Here is an 18,488-nt window from a genome sequence, read left to right as displayed (position 1 = left end):
AAGATCCTATCCAAAAACAACCTACTTTGTTTTAGATTTCTCTAAGTTATTAACAATAATAATTTCCTCTGCTTGAAAGTTGAACTCGCTATCTAATTCCCAGCAGAGTAATTTTTGGGCTTTCCCTGCCATTACCGACACAATAATATAGGAGTATTGTTCCCACGCATATAGGCGATCGCACTCTGAGGCAATGGCGGGATGATTGGGGTGTGAGTGATAAATCCCGATAATCTGCAAGGTGCGATCGCGTACTTCTTTTTGCACTTCTAGCATGGTTTGGGGAGAAATCGTGTAATTGCTAAGTTGATTTGTTTCTCTATTCCCTTCCACCCCGCTAAATAATTGCGCCGCTTCCGCATTCCAAACGTTTTCCGTTGCTCTAACTTCTACTACAGTTTTACAGTCATTGACTACTTTACCCAACAATAAACCGCAGCACTCGTTAGGGTATGTGCTTTCGCCATGCTGACAAATGGCTTTTAGATGATGGTTAGAAAGCTTTAAAACCATACTTAATGAGCCATTCCCGCCCCTAAATACAATTCTCCAACTTTGGGATCGTTAAGTAAATCTTGTCCATTCCCTGTAATGCGATCGCAACCCGTATCTAATACATATCCTCGATGCGCCATTGACAAGGCTTTACGGGCATTTTGTTCGACTAAAACAATTGCCGTACCACTTTGATTTATTTGTTTGATTTGCTCAAATACACTGCCTACCAATACCGGAGATAAGGCGGCGCTGGGTTCGTCTAGCAATAATAAATCTGGTTCTAACATCAAGGCTTTACCCATTGCCAACATTTGCCTTTCTCCCCCGGATAAAGTTCCGGCTTTTTGTTGTCGCCGATTAGCTAAACCGGGAAATGTATCGTAAATTTTATTCTTTAGACTAACTAAAGAGATATTGCGAATAAAAGCACCCATTTCTAGGTTTTCTTCTACACTTAAGGAGGGAAACACATTAGCAATTTGCGGAACATAGCACATTCCTCTTTTGACAATTTGATTTGATTTTAGTCCAGCAATCTTTTCTCCTTTAAAGGTAATGTTGCCTTTATGGGGAGTCAATAAGCCAAAAATTGTTTTAGCTAAAGTTGATTTTCCTGCGCCATTTGGCCCAATTACTGCAACTAATTCTCCGGGCAAAATGTGGAAATTTATACCTTGTAAAATATCCAAGTCTTTAATATAACCAGCCCAGACATTTTCAACTTCTAATAAAGGGGCATTTTGCTGATCTAACATTTAGCTTCGGGGAGAAATTAGTTACAATCTGATAATTCTCAGCTTCCAGTTCAACTTAACTAAAAGCTAAGACTATTAATCTTACGGTGTTTGTTGCAATTCCGGTTTTTCTTCAGGAACGATCGCATCTACTACCGGACAAACTTGAATGCAAATGCCACAATCTATACAAGTCGCAAAATCAATCCAGTACCAACCTGTGCCTTTAACATTTTTGCTTGGCCCTTCATGAATACAAGCTACAGGACAAGCATCTACGCAATCAGCAACGCCTTCACAGATATTAGTAACAATTGTATGTGGCATAGTGTTTTCTCCTTAACTTTTTCTTGACGGTACTATTTTTTAATAGTAGCAAATTAACTCTTTAAATTTCTATCAAAATTTATTCTATAGGCTTAGGTAGCTTTTAGTTTCGTTTTCTATCTTGCAAACCTCAATTTTAATTTATATTTTAAAACCTAAGCCGATTAACTTATAAAAGCACGAGTATAAAAGTGACCAACAAAAGATTATATATTTAGCCTTATCAGCAGCAAAAATGTGAAAAAATTATTACTAATAACTCTAAACAAATTCAGGTAACTAAAGGAATTTTACCCAAGAAAGCATAGCACTATTTACCTAAAAGAATGTTCTAAAAGCTATGGGTCGTAACTTTTAGAACATCGTGTTAGATAGGTTGAGATAATGTAGGCGATCGCGTGAAATCTCTGTATTAAGTAGTAAGTAATAACTAATGAAACTTAACTTACTACCATTATTAACAATGTTAATTATTACCGAAGCCTGAGAGGAAGTATTGTTAAAAGCCTAAATCAGCAGATAAAATCAATGTCAGTATTTTGTTAAAGGAACCGCGATGCGATCGCAGTTCCTTTTTTTAATTTTAATGTTTAGAGCTAGTTGTCTGGTAAGGATCGCTGTAAACGGTAGGTCCTTGACGTTTAGCAAGCCTACCCGCCAAACCAATTAAACCTAATAATCCTAGCCATCCCCAATCAAAAGTACGTTCGCTACTAGCTGGGCTTGTTTGTTGATAAGTGGTGGTTTCTGTCCCTGTACCTGTTGTGGGGCTGGGTAAGCTGGTGTCCGTGGTCGTACTACCGGTATTAGGGGTTGTTGTCGTTGTTGTGGTTGTATCCGTCGTCGTGCTACCGACGCTAGGAGTGACTGTTGTTCCTGTTGTTCCTGTTGTTCCTGTTGTTCCTGTTGTTCCTGTTGTTCCGGTTCCTGTAGTGGTACTCCCGGTACTGGGAGTTGTTGTGTCTGTCCCTATACCTGTTGTTCCGCTTCCTGTACTGGGAGTTGTTGTGTCTGTCCCTATACCTGTTGTTCCGCTTCCTGTACTGCTACTCCCGGTACTGGGAGTTGTCGTTCCGCTTCCTGTACTGCTACTCCCGGTACCGGGGGTTGTCGTTGTTCCGCTTCCTGTACCAGTACCCGTTGTTCCGCTTCCTGTACCACCAGATGTAGTACCTGTACCTGTGCTATCTTGAGCAGAAACTGGGACTACTGGCAAAGTAGCTAAACTAAAAATAAAAGCACTTGCCCAAACAGTTTTAGATAAACTAGAAATCTTCATATTGTATGTTCCTTTTTCTTAATCTTTTTCACCGATTATTAGCAAAAAATAGTGTTCTTTAGTGTACCGAATAAATTAACTTACTCAACTAAAGCTGATAAAAAAGCCGGAGGTTTTAGTAGCTATTTCGATTTCCTCTAAAAACCTACTTTATTTATAAAGTCTAGCTAGATAAGTTTTTTAGAGGATACACTTACTATTAAGTACATAATCGCTAGTTTTCTTAACATAATATTCCTCCTAGAGACTGGTTTTTTGAAACTTATTTCAGTCATAAGGAAAACAAATATATTTATTAGCTGTGTTTAGGACGGTTTTTGATTTAAAAATACAAATTTTTATTGATAACTACCAATACAAGTCGCGCCTAGTGCAGTTTTTAAACGAACTTTGCCAAGGAAGGAACCTAGGTAAGATATCTAGACTTTAGTAAAAAAGAGATAGACCGCTCAAAACCTGCTGATTAACCCCTCCCCCCGGATTTAGAACCAAGAAAGATCGGTTAAGATAACTAAGCACTAAAGCAAAAACAGTGACAACTAGGGAAACTCCGGTGCAAGTCCGGGGCTGTGCCGCAACTGTAAACGATTCTGGAAGCACAATTTAATTTAGGTTGTCTCAAATCCAGTCAGCGTTAGCCAGGATGCCTAAATTGTCACTAGCTTAATTTATTTCCTGCGTCGCACAGGAAAGGATACCTACTTTTAATGACTGTTGTAAATACACCAAACACAGAATACTCAACTTCGGCTCTTGAATTAACACCTTTACCGCTATCGCGCCCTTTACTAACGATTGGTCATGGTACTAAAGACGACTCAGGACGGCAGAGTTTTTTAGACTTTACGGCGGCTTATCAAGCCCTAGATACCTCTAGGCCCGTACTACCTTGTTTTTTGGAACTAACCGAACCAACAATTCAACAAGGAGTAGATTTTTGTATAGAACAAGGTTATACCGAATTATCCGTGCTGCCTATTTTGTTATTTGCTGCTAGGCATAACAAATTTGATGTTACTAACGAATTAGATAAAGCTAGAATTCGACATCCCCAGCTAAAGTTTCACTACGGACGGCATTTTGGGATAAATCCGGGGATTGTGGAGTTGTGGAAATCGCGTTTAGCGGAACTTGATGCTATTTATAAAGGCGATCGCGCTGATACAGTATTGTTATTTGTCGGTCGTGGTGCAAGCGATCCTGATGCCAACGGCGACTTGTACAAACTAGCTCGGATTCTGTGGGAAGGTAGCGGTTATGCCACTGTGGAAATTTGTTTTATCGGCATCACCCATCCCCGCCTAGAAGAAGGATTCCGTCGCGCTCGACTTTACAACCCCAAACGGATAGTTGTTTTACCCTACTTTTTATTTACGGGGGTATTAGTCAAAAAGATTTTTGATATTACTTCTGTAGAACAACAGCAACACCCAGAAATAACAATTGATTGTTTGCCAGAAATGGGATTACATCCGCAATTATTTTCTGTACTGCGCGAGCGGGAAATTGAAACTCAACTTGGTCAAGTACAGATGAACTGCGAAATGTGCAAATTCCGTTTAGCTGCGGGAGCAAATAGCACTCACGATCATGGACATCATCACCATCACGACCACAGCCACCCAGCACCAGATCCCTATGCAGATATAGCTCAGTATCATCAGAGAATCTGGCAAACACCGTAAATAGCAAAAAATATAGAGACGTTGCATTGCAACGTCTCTACAAGGGGATTTGCGATCGCGTATTCATCTTCATGTATGAATTTAGCAACGCCGAACAATCCATTCCTTTGGATTAAATTAGTTAACGCCGACTTCTAGAACGACTCCTTGAACCGCTAGAACGACTCCCACTACCAAAACTACCTGAAGAAGGTCGTCTAACACGGCTGGAATTAGAATTGCCTGAAGGGCGTAAAGTGCTAGAGCCAAAACCAGAGCCACTAGAACGGCTGCTATTATTTGAAGGGGAACGGCGTACTGTTGAAGATGAGGGGGTTCTAATCCCTCCAGTTGTGCGGAAATTAGTCCGATTTCTAACTTCCAAAGGTGGCGCATTGTAACGAGTGCGATAACTTGTGACCGCGCGATCATAAGAATTGCCATAACCGCCAAAACCTCTTAACCCACCGCCTCCAGGCTGATAAATAGGTGGTACATAGTATTGGGGTCTAAATAACAAGCTACCGATCGCTTGACCTGCTAAAGCGCCAGCAAAGGGCGACCAGAAGCTATTTTCGCGGCGCACGACAACGGTTTCTTGTTGTCCGGTTTGGGGGTTAACTTGATTTTCAGTTACCGCATGGTTGTACTCAATTTTGAAGTCTTCGGTAAGGTGCAAAGCTGGTTGTCCGCTTGTGACATTTAGATAGCTTTTTTCACCGCTTTTGATTTCTTCATCGGTTAATCTTGCCATTTGTAAATTGGTCGTGCGAAAACTCGGCGGTTGACCGGGGGAAGTATTGAGCAAAAATAGCTCGTATTCTCCATTCGCATCGCTGTAACTGGCTTGCTGTACAGGGTACTTGCCATCAGCAATTTTTGTCGGTGCTGTCGATTGTTGGGGTGTGCTGCGATTTTGGCGAACAGCTTGGTTATTGCCGCCACAGCCAATAGTTGTCACACTCAACGTTAAGCACAAAAACAATATTGTAAACTTACGCAAAATTGTCATCACTGGGTTTTAACTCTCATTCTGTTTCGAGCGTAACAATATCTGATCTTAATTGACACGGGCGAAGTCCGTCCCAAAATTAGCGCAAAGTCCGCTATCTGTTAAAGTTGAAACGAGCATCAAACTTTTAAGAGAATTTAGAACATGAATCAAGCTCCTATTCCTGTCCTAGTCAATGGTGCGGCTGGTAAAATGGGACGAGAAGTAATCCGCGCGATCGCCCAATCGGAAGATATGACCTTAGTGGGCGCTGTCGACCACAATCCCCAATACCAAGATCAGGATGCGGGAGAATTAGCGGGTTTAAGCGAACCGTTGGAAATCCCTATTACCAACCAGTTTGAGCCGATGCTTGCCTTTGCAGCCCAAGAGAAACAGCCTGCCGTTATGGTCGATTTTACGCACCCAAGCTCTATTTATAATAATATTCGTTCGGCGATCGCTTACGGGGTGCGTCCGGTAGTCGGAACAACGGGTTTAAGTGCCGAACAAATCGGCGAACTTGCAGATTTTGCTGATAAAGCTAGTACGGGTTGCTTAATTATTCCTAATTTCTCGATTGGGATGGTTTTACTCCAGCAAGCTGCCGTCAGTGCTTCTCAATACTTCGATCATGTCGAAATTATCGAATTACACCACAATCAAAAAGCTGATGCACCAAGCGGTACAGCGATTCAAACTGCCGAAATATTGGCAGAAATGGGCAAACCGTTTAACCCCGCAGTAGTAGAAGAAACTGAAAAGTTACCCGGCGCTAGAGGTAGCATTGCCAATGAAGGCATTAGGATTCACAGTATCCGCTTACCGGGATTAATTGCCCACCAAGAAGTAATTTTTGGGGCCGCAGGTCAAGTTTATACTCTACGCCACGATACGAGCGATCGCGCTTGTTATATGCCAGGGGTATTACTCGCTATTCGCAAAGTCCTGTTGTTAAAATCCTTGATTTATGGGCTAGAAAAGATATTATAAGCCGTTTTCAAAACCTCGCCTCATGTTAGTTCCTCTCACGCGCCAGAAATTTGAACAAGTTATACCGCGAATTGCCAGTGCCGAGCAATATAAATACTACTGGGGTAAATCCGCAGATTTTTTAAAGCGGCTATTAATTTCTGTAGTGGCTGTATTGGTAGTTTTATTACTGAGATTTTTATTAGGTAGGGGTTTTAGTCCGATCTTATTTGGTGTGGGACTAATTGGCGGACTTTATTGGTTTTGGGGGCCTGTATACTGGGCGGGTTTACGCAATCAAAAGTGTCGCCGCTATCCCTACGCTGGCTTTTTTCGCGGTCGGGTTTACGATATATTCCTAACGGAGGAATTAATTAGTACCGAGGAAAACGTTAACAAAATTGGGGAACTTGTATTAATTGAAAACCGCGAACGCCGACTAAACTTAGAAATTAGCGACGAAACAGGGTTTATAACTACGGTACAAGCGCCCTTGCGTAAAGAACATAAGGCGATCGCCAAAGGTCAAATAGCAGAAATGATCTTGCTGTCAAATAGCTCAGACTTGAGCGATATTGATGAAGTTACAGATTTATATATTCCCAGTCGAAAGCTGTGGGTAAGCGATTATCCATTTTTGCAAAGAGATATGTTTATAGATGTTAGCCGACGGCTTGGGGGTGAAGAAAATAGTGAAGTCCGCCCGTCTAAAAAGAAACCGCGATCGGCTTCTAAGCGGCGTTATATAGACTAGACTCACACAGTTGATACCTTACTTTCTTTAGGAAAAACCAAGATATGGGGGGTCTGCCCCCCAAACCCAACGGCAACAAAGCGGGAAGCAGAGCTACACCGCTTTTTGCCTCCCCATCGGGGGACGAGTTGCCTCCCCCAAACCCCCTGCAAAATGTCTCTCAATAAATCCGCTAGTCTTCTGTTTTTAGGCTGAACTGCGTAGGTTTTATTAGACCTTCTCTAATAAAGTTGCTCCCCTTCCCGTGTAGGAAAAGGGGATAAGGTCAAACTAAGAACCAGACTTTGCTACACCTTCGCCACCTTCTTGAGAAGGAGTAGAAGTGCTGGATTCGTCAGTTTTTGGCGGAGTTGTTTTTTCGGGATTGCTATAGTAACCCCACTGCCAATTAAGAATCTCTGGCATATCTTCGCCATGCTCGGTAATATAATGTTTGTGTTCGATTAGTTTGTCGTGTAACATCTGTTTGACGTAGGCGGCGGTATATTTGAGTTTGGGTACGCGATCAATCGCATCATCGACCAAACTAAAACGATCCAACTCATTTAGAACCACCATATCAAAGGGCGTAGTAGTTGTTCCTTCTTCTTTGTAGCCCCGGACATGGATATTGTGGTGGTTTGTGCGCCGATAGGTCAGGCGATGAATTAGCCAAGGGTAGCCATGAAAAGCAAAGATAATCGGCTTGTCTGGCGTAAAGATAGAATCAAAGTCTTTATCGCTCAAACCGTGCGGATGTTCGCTTTCTGGTAGAAGTTTCATCAAATCAACTACATTTACAACCCGCACTTTGAGATCGGGGAAGTTTTTGTACAGCAAATCCACCGCCGCCAGAGTTTCTAAAGTTGGCACATCCCCCGCACAAGCCATCACTACATCGGGTTCTACTCCTTGGTCGTTACTCGCCCAACCCCAAATTCCTAGCCCTGTAGTGCAGTGTTTAATTGCCGCATCCATATCCAAATACTGTAAGGCGGGTTGCTTTCCGGCAACAATTACATTGACATAGTTACGACTACGCAAACAATGATCGGTTACAGATAGCAGCGTATTGGCATCGGGGGGTAAATAAACCCGAATTACTTCTGGCTTTTTGTTCATCACATGATCGATAAAGCCTGGATCTTGATGAGAAAACCCATTATGATCTTGTCGCCAAACGTGAGAAGTTAGCAAATAGTTGAGAGAAGCAATCGGTCTACGCCAAGGTATATGACGGGTAGTTGAGAGCCATTTGGCGTGTTGGTTGAGCATAGAATCCACAATATGGATAAAAGCTTCATAACAAGAGAAAAACCCATGTCGTCCAGTAAGTAAATAGCCTTCTAACCAGCCTTGACAAGTGTGTTCGCTCAATATCTCCATAATTCGCCCGTCCGGAGCAAGGTGATCGTCTTCGGGGAGAATCTGGGCTGTCCAAGTGCGATCGCTTGTTTCAAATAAAGCATTAAGGCGGTTAGAAGCGGTTTCATCGGGGCCCATAACTCTAAAATTGCGGCTTTCGAGATTTTGCTTCATGACATCGCGCAAAAATTCCCCCATCACGCGGGTAGCTTCACCCATTATTGTCCCCGGTTCAGCAATATCTACAGCGTAGTCAGCAAAGTTTGGTAGCTTTAAACCTTTAAGCAACAAACCACCGTTGGCGTGGGGATTAGCCCCCATGCGGCGGCTTCCTTGGGGTGCTAAAGCCGCAAGTTCGGGCATCAATGTCCCATTTGCGTCGAACAGTTCTTCTGGCTTATAACTTTTCATCCACGCATCTAGCAACTGTAAGTGTTCGGGCTTAGTTGCCATTTCTGCAAATGGTACTTGATGCGATCGCCAGTAATCTTCAGTTTTTTTCCCATCAACTTCTTTAGGCCCCGTCCAGCCTTTTGGCGACTTCAGTACAATCATCGGGTACTGGGGGCGTACAGTAATACCCTTATTCCGCGCATCGTCCCAAATTACCTTAATGTCGGCGATGACTTTATCTAAAGTCGCAGCCATCGACTGGTGCATGGCTTCTGGCTCAGAGCCTTCTACAAAGTAGGGTTTATAGCCGTAACCAATAAGTAAACTTTCTAGTTCCTCATGACTTATCCGCGCCAACACGGTAGGGTTAGCAATTTTGTAACCATTTAGATGCAAAATTGGTAAAACTGCGCCATCAGTCACGGGATTAAGAAACTTGTTGCTATGCCAGCTAGTAGCTAATGGCCCGGTTTCTGCTTCCCCATCGCCGATCACACAAGCAACAATCAAATCGGGATTGTCAAAGGCTGCACCGTAGGCGTGAGAAAGAGCATAGCCAAGTTCGCCCCCTTCGTGAATTGAACCGGGGGTTTCTGGTGCAACGTGGCTAGGGATGCCTCCAGGAAAGGAAAATTGCTTAAATAGTTTTCGCATCCCCTCATAATCTGAGGAAATATGAGGGTATACCTCGCTGTAAGTGCCTTCTAGATAAGTATTGGCAACTATTCCAGGGCCACCATGACCGGGGCCGGCGATGTAGATAGCGTTCAGGTCTTGAGCTTTAATTAGGCGGTTCAAGTGGACGTAAATAAAATTTAGACCTGGGGTTGTTCCCCAGTGACCTAAAAGCCTTGGTTTGATATGTTCGATCTTGAGGGGTTCGCGCAGTAGGGGGTTGTCTAGCAAATATATTTGCCCGACAGACAAGTAATTTGCGGCGCGCCAGTAAGCGTTGATTTGATGCAGTTCTTCGGTACTTAGGTGCAGTGTTTGAGGAAGATTTGTAACTACCATATTGAGCGCTTTTGTACTGTAGATTTGCTCTGCTAGGTTTATAGTAGTTACTCTGACAAAAAATTGCTTGTTTAATTAACCCTGATTATCATGCCCGTAAGCCTGCCAAGCTAGTTCTACTAACCCATTAATAATTGCTGTCGCTACTACGGCATTACCTTTGCGTCCATCGATCCGAATATGAGGCACGTTGGAATCATTTAAACGTTGTTTGGCTACATCTACGTCAATAAATCCTGCGGGAGTACCAATTACTAAAGCTGGTCTAATTTCCTCTGCCTCAATTAATTCCAATAACGCCGTCAATACTGCTTGTCCTTGACTAATAACAAAAATTGCTTCAGGATACTTTCTAGCTAAAGTTTCAATTTCCCAAGCGGCGCTATTTGATTTGTCTTTGTGACTCCAATTATTACTGTCTGCACTGCAATAAATAGGATTTGCGAAAGTTTTTTGAATAGGAACTGTGATGCCTACTTGTACCATAGGGACATCAACAATAATGGTACTACGAGCAGCTAAAGCGGCAGCCCCGGCAGGTAAAGCGCGATCGCTAAACCTAATTAAAGATTTGTATTCAAAGTCTCCAGTCGCATAAATTACCTGTCTAACTATTTCGTACTGTGCGGGTGAAAACTTATAATCGCCAATTTCTCGGTCAATTAATGCCAAGTTCTGGGCATCGTTTAGTTGCCATTCCATTTGAATTCGGTAAGGTGTGAGGAGAATACTTGAAAGTAAAAGCGTAAATTTTAGGCTTTCGTCCTTATCCTACCTTGTAGTTAGAATAGATACTTGAAAATTAGCGATCGTACCTTTTCTATATTTCTGGTTTAATGTCGCGCAGCATTAATTCCTCCAGCGCTTGTCTTGGTGTAACTTTACCTGTCAGCAACCGATGGACTTGGGTTGTAATGGGAATAGAAATACTGTATTGCCTAGCGCGTTGCATTAAAACTTTTGCCGTATTTACTCCTTCGGCAGTTCCTTCTAAACTAGCTAAAGTTGCTTCTAGGGTTTTACCTTGAGCTAAAGAGTAGCCTACTTGATAGTTGCGACTTAAAGGACTATTGCAAGTAGCGAGTAAGTCTCCTAAGCCTGATAAACCGTAAAAAGTCTCGGTTTTTGCTCCCCAACTATTCCCAATTCGCACAATTTCTGTAAGTCCGCGCGTCAGAAGCGCCGCTTTAGCATTTGTTCCCAACTGTAACCCATCACAAGCCCCGGCTGCGATCGCCATTACATTTTTTAGTATGCCTCCAAGTTCCACTCCCAAGGGGTCAAAATTTGTATAAACACGGAAGCGCAAGGAAGAAAAAGCTTCTTGGACTATTTCCGCCGCGCCGATATCATTACTCGCTACTACCGTTGCGGCGGGTAAGTTTTGCTCAATTTCTTTAGATAAATTAGGCCCACACAACACAACTACAGGATGGGTAGGAAAAGATGAGCGCCAAATTTGCGCCGGGGTTAAAGTTGTAGAGGGTTCTAAACCTTTGGTTGCGGTAACAAAAATCGCCTGGGGATAAATGGGTAAAGATTGAATTGCTGTAGCTACGCTTCTTACTCCTTTCATCGATACCGCCGATAAAACTATCTCAGCACCCTCTATAGCCTCCTCTAAGCTCATTGCACCGCTACGCGACCATGAAACCACGTTGTGACCGTTGGCGGCGGCTAGTTTGGCTAAAATCGTTCCCCATGCTCCTGCACCCAAAATAGTTATTTTTGTTTCGCGCACAGCTATTTACGCGGGTAACGTTGCATCAATTCTCTAACTTTTTCGGCGTGATAAGAGCTACGAGTTAGGGGAGAAGATACGACTTGCAAAAAACCAATAGATTCGCCAAAAATCCGCCAAGTATCAAATTGTTCTGGGGTGACAAAGCTTTGAACCTGCAAATGTTTTTGACTTGGTTGCAAGTATTGCCCTAGGGTCAGAATATCGCAATCTACTGATCGCAAATCAATCATTACTTGCCGAATTTCCTCATCTGTTTCGCCTAAACCCACCATTAAGCCAGACTTAGTATAAACTCCTGGTGCAATTGTGCGCGATCGCCTAATTAATTCTAAAGTGCGATCGTAATCTCCTTGAGGACGAGTGCGACGATATAAACGGGGTACGGTTTCAGTATTGTGATTTAATACTTCTGGCGCAGCAAGCAAAATTGTTTCTAAAGCTTGCCAATTTCCGCATAAGTCAGGAATCAATACTTCAATTGTGGTTTGGGGTGATATTGCCCGAATTGCCTCAATACAGCGTACAAATTGACTTGCGCCACCATCAGGTAAATCATCTCGATTCACCGAAGTAATGACTACATGATTTAATTTTAGTCTTTGTACTGCTTGCGCTAGTCTATCAGGTTCGCTTGCATCTAAGGGTTTGGGCTTTTTCTCAAAATCGATATCGCAATAAGGACAAGCTCTAGTACAAGCTGGCCCCATAATTAAAAATGTTGCTGTACCTGCGTTGAAGCATTCGCCAATGTTTGGACAAGAAGCTTCTTCACATACAGTATTTAGGCTTAAATCCCGGAGAATTTCTTTAACGCTACCGACGCGCTCCCACTGAGGCGCTTTTACCCTTAACCACTCTGGTTTGACAGTCACAATAGTTTTTAATATAGGTGTTAATCAGCATCGATCTTAACGCTCAAAAGGCAGCAAGAACAAATATTGCAGAGGAAAACAGTGTTATGACTACCGCAGTTGCGATCGCAATTTATTGAGCCTAATAACTTTCTAGCAAATTGACGATCAATTACAAAGCAACGCCCTAAAGCTTTATATCTAAAAGAAGATTGAAGAAGTTAATCTCAGTCAAGCAAATTTGATTGGTGCAAATCTAAGCCGCACGCGCATCTTTAACTCAGATTTGCGAGGAGTTGATTTAACTAACGCAAACCTAGACGGCATATCTTTGTCCGTAGTCAACTTAAGTAAAGCTAACTTGAATGGTACAGATTTGAGTAACGTTAGCTATTTTGTTAGGGTCAACCTAAGTTATGCTGACCTACAAGGATCTGATTTGAGTGGTATAGGTAGAACAACTCAAGACTTATATGAATTAAATCTCAGTAACGCTAATCTCAGTGGCGCTGACTTGAGCAGAGCAGTGCTTAGACAATCAGTTAACTTAGCAGGTGCAAATTTAAACGGAGCCGATTTAAGAGGTTCCGATCTATCTCGCACTGACTTACGCAATGCAAATTTAAGAAACGCTAAGTTATCCAGTTCGGAATCTTTACGCGGTGCAAAACTCCAAGGCGCAATTATGCCTGATGGAACTATATATAAATAATTTCAGGCGATCGCAATGGAACTATACATAAATAATTTCAAGCGATCGCAAATGGGTAACATAACATCTATGTTGCTATCCACTTGAAAGCTAGGAATCTCCTGCAAGCCAGCTAGGCTAGATTTGATTTGGATCGATTCCCATTTCACGTAACTTTGCAGCCAAGGCTTCGTTACGCTTTTTCTCTAGTTCCAGTTGGGTAACTGCCTCGTCTGCTCGAAGGCGTTCTTGTTTGCGTAAACTATCTATCTCTACAAAACTTAAAAATTTCTCCCCATCAGCTTTAAAGATTTCTAGAGTATCAGAAGCGAGTTCAAAGCGCACGTCTAAGCGGGGACTTACCCAACCGTTCATCTCATTAATCACTTCTAGCTTGTCTTCTTTTCGCAGCCAGCCTGTTAAATCGATATCGTCGGGATCGTAAATGTAGTATTCTTCTACTCTATAACGGTCATAGAATTGAAACTTTTTCGCCATTTCACTCAAGCGATTCCCAGGGGAGAGAATTTCAAATACTACTTGGGGATTGATATTTGCTTCTGTCCATTGCTTGTAAGACCCTCGGTCGCCTTTAGGTCGCCCAAAAACAACCATAACATCCGGCGCTTGACAAAGGGTTCGCTCTCCTTCCACCGGATACCACAGTAGATCCCCGGCGACAAAAACCTCTGGTTGATTGGCAAATATTAGTTCTAAGTTTTCTTTAATAGTCACAATCCAGTGAAATTGCTTGGTATTGTCTGCCATAGGCTTACCATCGCTATCCGGATAGATGATTTCGGCACTTTTAGGAGTCGTTACTTGGGACACCATAGCTACAATGACTGAAAGCGATCGCTATAAACCTAGCATAACAGTAGAGCCGCTTTTCCTATAGATAAATTGCCGGGACTTGCTTAGATCGCGCGGTAAAGAGGAAAATAGAAAAGGGTTTGCACTAGGAGAAGCGCTTACGTGAGTCAGGAATTTGATTACGATCTAGTTATTATTGGCGCTGGAGTAGGCGGACATGGCGCGGCTTTACACGCTGTTAGTTGCGGCTTGAAAACGGCAATTATTGAAGAAGCAGATATGGGCGGTACTTGTGTAAATAGAGGCTGTATTCCTTCTAAAGCATTGCTTGCAGCTTCTGGTAAAGTTAGAGAATTACGCAACGCTCACCACCTTAAGTCTTTGGGTATTCAAGTAAGTGGGGTAGAATTTGACCGCAGCGCGATCGCAAATCATGCCAATAATCTTGTAGCCAAAATTCAAGGAGACTTAACTAATAGCCTCAAACGCCTGAGTGTAGAGATAATTCGCGGTAGAGGTCAGTTAGCAGGTTCGCAGAAAGTAGCAATAACTACGGACAACGGGGAAAAGATAATTACGGCTAAAGATATTATCCTTTCCCCCGGTTCGATTCCTTTTGTCCCGCCAGGAATTGAAGTTGATGGTAAAACGGTCTTTACTAGCGACCAAGGCGTAAAATTAGAGTCTTTACCCGATTGGGTAGCAATTATTGGTAGCGGTTATATCGGCTTAGAATTTTCCGATATTTATTCAGCTTTGGGTTGCGAAGTTACTATGATTGAGGCTTTAGATCAGCTAATGCCTGGTTTTGACCGCGATATTGCTAAACTAGCGGAAAGAATTTTAATTACTCCCCGCGATATTGAAACTCAGGTTGGTGTAATGGCAAAAAAAGTTACTCCCGGAACCCCAGTAGTAATAGAGTTAGCGGATTTTAAAACCAAAGAAGTTATCGATACGATTGAAGTAGATGCTTGTTTAGTGGCTACTGGGCGCATCCCTGCAACGCAAAACCTTGGTTTACAGACAATCGGGGTAGAATTAGATCGCCGGGGCTTTATTCCCGTAAATGATGGTATGGCGGTGCTATCGGCGGGGGAAGTTGTACCGCATTTGTGGGCGATTGGCGATGCTAACGGTAAAATGATGCTGGCTCATGCAGCATCAGGTCAAGGAATTGTTGCTGTAGATAATATTTGTGGCAAAGAGCGGATAGTTGATTATCATAGCGTTCCTGCTGCCGCCTTTACCCACCCAGAAATTAGTTATGTAGGCATGACTGAAACCGCCGCCAAAGAATTGGGAAGCAAAGAAGGTTTTGAAGTGGGTGCGGTGAGAAGTTATTACAAAGGTAACTCTAAAGCGATCGCCGAAGGAGAAGCCGACGGCATGGCAAAGCTAATTTTTCGCCAAGATACTGGGGAAGTTTTGGGGGTACATATCATTGGCTTACACGCCTCAGATTTAATCCATGAAGCATCTGCTGCGATCGCCAATCGTCAAACTGTACACACTTTAGCGCACCTAGTACACGCTCATCCTACTTTATCGGAAGTATTGGACGAAGCTTACAAACGCGCGATCGCATCTTAAGTAAATTTATTCTTTTATTGACACAATGCAAATCCGCCGCCGTCCCCCCAACCGTACTATTGCTCTTGAGAGTATGCGCTATCAGGTCGTTGTACCGGGCGCTGAACCCAACAATATTTTAGAAGAAATTGTTTGGCACAAAGAAGACGAAGTTAATCGGCTAAGAGAGAAATTACCCTTAGCTGACTTGCAACAGCAAGCACTTTTAGCCCCTCCATCGCGAGATTTTGTTGGTGCTTTACGTCAAGCCACAACTCAACCAGCCTTAATTGCTGAAGTCAAAAAAGCATCGCCAAGTAAAGGTGTAATTAGAGCCGATTTTGACCCCGTAGAAATTGCCAAATCCTATCAAAAAGGTAGTGCAGCTTGCCTTTCTGTACTTACGGATCAAAAGTTTTTTCAAGGCAGTTTTAGCTACTTAGCTCAAATTCGCGCGGTGGTAGACTTGCCTTTGTTGTGCAAAGATTTTATCTTGTATCCTTATCAAATGTATCTAGCCCGTGTCCGGGGTGCGGATGCTGTACTGCTAATTGCAGCAATTTTAACCGACCAAGACTTGCAATACTTTATAAAAATTGCCAAAGCTTTAAAGATGGCAGCTTTAATTGAAGTGCATACAGTAGACGAACTTGATCGCGTTTTAGCCATAGATGGTGTGGCGCTAGTTGGGATTAATAATCGCAACCTGGCAGATTTTTCTGTTGATTTGCAAAATACTTGCTCGATATTGGCAGCACGAGGACAGCAATTACAAGAGCGAGATATTTTAGTTGTCAGCGAATCGGGATTGCATCAAGCTACTGATTTGGACTTGGTAGCAAAAGCAGGCGCAAAGGCAGTGTTAATTGGAGAATCGCTCATTAAACAGCCAGATATAGAAAATGCGATCGCGCAATTATTTGGGAATAACAAGCAAAAATAGGGAAAGAGTCGGACATAAGCCGGGTTCTGTTCTGATGAATAACGTAGAGACGTAGCGGTGCTACGTCTTTTTTTGTTTTCGCATCAGGGCGGTTATCTATCTGGGACGATTGTTACCAAGCGCCTCAAGCGGTTCTGTGGCAGTGGAATAGGGAAAAGACCAACCATTATCCCTTTGACCTTGCTTCCAACCGGGGTTTACCGAGCCAGCGTCTCTCGGCGCTGCTGGTGCGCTCTTACCGCACCTTTGCACCCTTACCATTTCCTCATGAAAACGGCGGTATTTTTCTGTGGCACTATCCTCACGATCGCTCGCACTGGGCGTTACCCAGCAAGTTTGGTCTTTCGGAAGCCCGGACTTTCCTCAAATTAGCTGCCTTGCCTAATTTGCAACCACCTGCGCCTACTCTTTCCCCATATTTAGTGTAGTCGCGCTTGGTATAGTTACAATATTTTGCTCACAAACCCATCTGCGGGAAGACGATATTTTTATCACTATTTCCTAACATTCATACAAGTAATCAATACAAACCAAAGGATGTTTTTGTATGTTTGTCAGCAAAATAGTCAAGCGTCTGACTTTAGCGATTTCTAGTGTAATGCTCATGGGCATAGCATGGTTATCAATACCTACTACGCTTGTTCAGGCTTCACCATTAACCGATTTAGCGAATATTCAAATAGTTGCCGTTGCGCCTAAAGGAACTATTACACCAAAGACCGATGAAGTAGGTTTTGACGAATTAGAAAGCGGCAAAGCAGCAGCGAAAATCATTCCTAAAGATTTAGGCAACTCTAATAAAGATATTAAAGGTCGCATTGAACGCGCGGCGGGTGAATTAGGCAACGATCAGTATCAGCGCGTTTTTGGTGGCGTAACCGAAGATACCAAATTGAGCGAAGCTGAACGCAAAGTAGAACAAAAAGCTAACCGTTAGACAAGTTTCTAACTCATTAACAATAATTTTATAGCCCGTTTATACGGGCTATTTTTTATGTCTTTCTTATTGGCAAGCTTCAGAAATTTATTTTTACTATGCAAGAATCCCCCTGCTTTAGCAGAGAATGTCAATTATCTAATTAGCCTTCTACCTGGACGGGGGGCATTTCCACCCAATACTTGCAAGCGTTGAGTTACTTGAGTTAAACCGTCTCCCCGCACTACTACCGCCGATAACCAGCGATCGCTTCCCCCAGCCGGAGCGCGACCAATCTTAAACAAACCACCCGCCGGGAGCAAGTCTAGCTTTACTTGAGTGGGTTTAAAATACTGACCTATGGCTACAGGCTCCTCAATGGCTGCTCCTAGTAAGTAATCGTCTTTGAGTGGCTCAACTACAACAGCGTCAAAGTTGTACTGCTGTCCGGGTTTAACACTTTGTGGCAACTTAATATCAAGAGTTGGCGGCTTTGTTCCGGTGCTTAATTGGCTGCGCTCCGCTAAAACTTCTTGTCTGACCATTTTTTGATTTTCATAGCGCTGACGGCTTCTAATTGTGGCTTTGAGTGCTAAGTTGCGGTTGTCTTGAGTTTGCGTACCAGTAATATTTGTAATAGTTTCGGCGACAATTCCATTGCCTTCGGTTTGCCAAGATTGCAACTGTGTTTTGTATGTTAATTGTGGGTATTGCTTCCATAACCCAGTTAAAGCTTTTTCTAAATCTTGGTAAGTTAAGCCATCTGTATGAGTAAAATTTGGGCTGTAAAATTGCATTACGGCTTTGATATCTTTTTGGTTAGCCGCCGCGTCAATTTGAAGTAGCATATTTTGTAACTGTGGCGGTGCGGTAGCTGGAGGTGCAGCGATAGTGCGATCGCCAACTGTTCCCACCATCAGTAATCCCAAGCTTAGAGAAACTAAGCGGTTTAAGTTAGAAAAATTTAGAACTGTTCGCATAAATGATA

Annotated in this window: 20 protein-coding genes, 1 other RNA gene and 1 riboswitch; of the genes, 8 read left to right on the top strand and 13 right to left on the bottom strand. The window is 42.9% G+C overall.

What is annotated here, in order from left to right; genetic code table 11:
* Window positions 1-21: 21 nt before the first annotated feature.
* The 4 genes from C7B70_RS08540 to C7B70_RS08525 form a co-directional block, all read right to left on the bottom strand.
* Window positions 22-513, bottom strand: a complete 492-nt coding sequence (locus C7B70_RS08540; RefSeq protein ID WP_106368634.1) for a Mov34/MPN/PAD-1 family protein — start codon at window positions 511-513, stop codon at window positions 22-24.
* Between the two features lie 2 nt (window positions 514-515).
* Window positions 516-1,253: an ABC transporter ATP-binding protein gene (locus C7B70_RS08535; protein WP_106368633.1), complete on the bottom strand. Its 738-nt coding sequence runs from the start codon at window positions 1,251-1,253 to the stop codon at window positions 516-518.
* Window positions 1,254-1,334: 81 nt separating this feature from the next.
* On the bottom strand, window positions 1,335-1,559 hold the full coding sequence (locus tag C7B70_RS08530) for a ferredoxin family protein (RefSeq protein ID WP_106368632.1): 225 nt from the start codon (window positions 1,557-1,559) through the stop codon (window positions 1,335-1,337).
* 583 nt (window positions 1,560-2,142) lie between these two features.
* Window positions 2,143-2,838: a WGxxGxxG-CTERM domain-containing protein gene (locus C7B70_RS08525; RefSeq protein WP_106368631.1), complete on the bottom strand. Its 696-nt coding sequence runs from the start codon at window positions 2,836-2,838 to the stop codon at window positions 2,143-2,145.
* Between the two features lie 497 nt (window positions 2,839-3,335).
* Window positions 3,336-3,508: riboswitch (cobalamin riboswitch) on the top strand.
* A gap of 37 nt (window positions 3,509-3,545) precedes the next feature.
* Between C7B70_RS08525 and C7B70_RS08520 the strand changes: the two genes are divergently transcribed.
* Window positions 3,546-4,523, top strand: coding sequence for a sirohydrochlorin chelatase (locus C7B70_RS08520; RefSeq protein ID WP_106368630.1), 978 nt, complete (start codon window positions 3,546-3,548; stop codon window positions 4,521-4,523).
* A 121-nt stretch (window positions 4,524-4,644) separates the two neighbouring features.
* On the opposite strand, the gene C7B70_RS08515 is transcribed toward C7B70_RS08520, so the two are convergent.
* Window positions 4,645-5,508: a hypothetical protein gene (locus tag C7B70_RS08515; RefSeq protein ID WP_369831838.1), complete on the bottom strand. Its 864-nt coding sequence runs from the start codon at window positions 5,506-5,508 to the stop codon at window positions 4,645-4,647.
* Between the two features lie 150 nt (window positions 5,509-5,658).
* On the opposite strand from C7B70_RS08515, the gene dapB reads away from it, so the two are divergent.
* From dapB to C7B70_RS28295, 3 genes are read left to right on the top strand one after another with little or no spacing between them, the layout of a single operon-like run.
* The gene (gene dapB, locus C7B70_RS08510) at window positions 5,659-6,486 is read left to right on the top strand and encodes a 4-hydroxy-tetrahydrodipicolinate reductase (RefSeq protein ID WP_106368628.1); all 828 of its coding nucleotides are present in this window, start codon (window positions 5,659-5,661) and stop codon (window positions 6,484-6,486) included.
* A 22-nt stretch (window positions 6,487-6,508) separates the two neighbouring features.
* Window positions 6,509-7,219: a phosphate ABC transporter permease gene (locus tag C7B70_RS08505; RefSeq protein ID WP_106368627.1), complete on the top strand. Its 711-nt coding sequence runs from the start codon at window positions 6,509-6,511 to the stop codon at window positions 7,217-7,219.
* 44 nt (window positions 7,220-7,263) lie between these two features.
* Window positions 7,264-7,386, top strand: a complete 123-nt coding sequence (locus C7B70_RS28295; protein ID WP_255409319.1) for a hypothetical protein — start codon at window positions 7,264-7,266, stop codon at window positions 7,384-7,386.
* 103 nt (window positions 7,387-7,489) lie between these two features.
* Here C7B70_RS28295 and C7B70_RS08500 read toward each other — a convergent pair whose 3' ends face one another.
* The 4 genes from C7B70_RS08500 to lipA form a co-directional block, all read right to left on the bottom strand.
* On the bottom strand, window positions 7,490-9,970 hold the full coding sequence (locus tag C7B70_RS08500) for a phosphoketolase (RefSeq protein ID WP_106368626.1): 2,481 nt from the start codon (window positions 9,968-9,970) through the stop codon (window positions 7,490-7,492).
* A 75-nt stretch (window positions 9,971-10,045) separates the two neighbouring features.
* A complete protein-coding gene (locus C7B70_RS08495; RefSeq protein WP_106368625.1) occupies window positions 10,046-10,672 on the bottom strand; it encodes a precorrin-8X methylmutase in 627 nt (208 codons plus the stop codon).
* Window positions 10,673-10,790: 118 nt separating this feature from the next.
* On the bottom strand, window positions 10,791-11,717 hold the full coding sequence (locus C7B70_RS08490; RefSeq protein WP_199192145.1) for an NAD(P)H-dependent glycerol-3-phosphate dehydrogenase: 927 nt from the start codon (window positions 11,715-11,717) through the stop codon (window positions 10,791-10,793).
* Window positions 11,714-12,586, bottom strand: a complete 873-nt coding sequence (lipA, locus tag C7B70_RS08485; protein ID WP_106368623.1) for a lipoyl synthase — start codon at window positions 12,584-12,586, stop codon at window positions 11,714-11,716. Before lipA ends, C7B70_RS08490 begins: the two co-directional genes overlap by 4 nt.
* Before the next feature lie 190 nt (window positions 12,587-12,776).
* On the opposite strand from lipA, the gene C7B70_RS08480 reads away from it, so the two are divergent.
* Window positions 12,777-13,277, top strand: a complete 501-nt coding sequence (locus C7B70_RS08480) for a pentapeptide repeat-containing protein (protein WP_255409320.1) — start codon at window positions 12,777-12,779, stop codon at window positions 13,275-13,277.
* A 2-nt stretch (window positions 13,278-13,279) separates the two neighbouring features.
* Here C7B70_RS08480 and C7B70_RS26280 read toward each other — a convergent pair whose 3' ends face one another.
* Both C7B70_RS26280 and C7B70_RS08475 read right to left on the bottom strand, forming a co-directional pair.
* The gene (locus tag C7B70_RS26280; RefSeq protein ID WP_158260473.1) at window positions 13,280-13,426 is read right to left on the bottom strand and encodes a hypothetical protein; all 147 of its coding nucleotides are present in this window, start codon (window positions 13,424-13,426) and stop codon (window positions 13,280-13,282) included.
* Complete coding sequence (locus C7B70_RS08475; protein ID WP_106368621.1) at window positions 13,395-14,090, bottom strand: Uma2 family endonuclease; 696 nt, start codon at window positions 14,088-14,090, stop codon at window positions 13,395-13,397. The genes C7B70_RS26280 and C7B70_RS08475 overlap by 32 nt, the downstream gene beginning before the upstream one ends.
* A gap of 141 nt (window positions 14,091-14,231) precedes the next feature.
* Between C7B70_RS08475 and lpdA the strand changes: the two genes are divergently transcribed.
* Together lpdA and trpC are read left to right on the top strand one after the other, a co-directional pair.
* Window positions 14,232-15,662 carry a dihydrolipoyl dehydrogenase gene (gene lpdA / locus C7B70_RS08470; protein ID WP_106368620.1) on the top strand — a complete coding sequence of 477 codons (1,431 nt, stop codon included), beginning with the start codon at window positions 14,232-14,234 and terminating at the stop codon, window positions 15,660-15,662.
* Window positions 15,663-15,687: 25 nt separating this feature from the next.
* Window positions 15,688-16,584 (top strand): indole-3-glycerol phosphate synthase TrpC, encoded by an 897-nt coding sequence (trpC, locus tag C7B70_RS08465; RefSeq protein WP_106368619.1) that lies wholly within the window; start codon window positions 15,688-15,690, stop codon window positions 16,582-16,584.
* Here the strand turns inward: trpC and rnpB are convergent.
* Window positions 16,585-16,993: RNase P RNA component class A (gene rnpB, locus C7B70_RS08460), an RNA gene on the bottom strand.
* A 138-nt stretch (window positions 16,994-17,131) separates the two neighbouring features.
* Here rnpB and C7B70_RS08455 point away from each other — a divergent pair.
* Window positions 17,132-17,521, top strand: coding sequence for a hypothetical protein (locus C7B70_RS08455; RefSeq protein ID WP_106368618.1), 390 nt, complete (start codon window positions 17,132-17,134; stop codon window positions 17,519-17,521).
* Window positions 17,522-17,655: 134 nt separating this feature from the next.
* Here C7B70_RS08455 and C7B70_RS08450 read toward each other — a convergent pair whose 3' ends face one another.
* Window positions 17,656-18,480, bottom strand: a complete 825-nt coding sequence (locus C7B70_RS08450; RefSeq protein ID WP_106368655.1) for a hypothetical protein — start codon at window positions 18,478-18,480, stop codon at window positions 17,656-17,658.
* Window positions 18,481-18,488: the final 8 nt, after the last annotated feature.

This window comes from Chlorogloea sp. CCALA 695 (genome assembly GCF_003003885.1).
Taxonomy (GTDB): Bacteria; Cyanobacteriota; Cyanobacteriia; order Cyanobacteriales; family Chroococcidiopsidaceae; genus Aliterella.
Note: the sequence above shows the minus strand (reverse complement) of the source record. Positions and strands in the feature narration are given on the sequence as shown.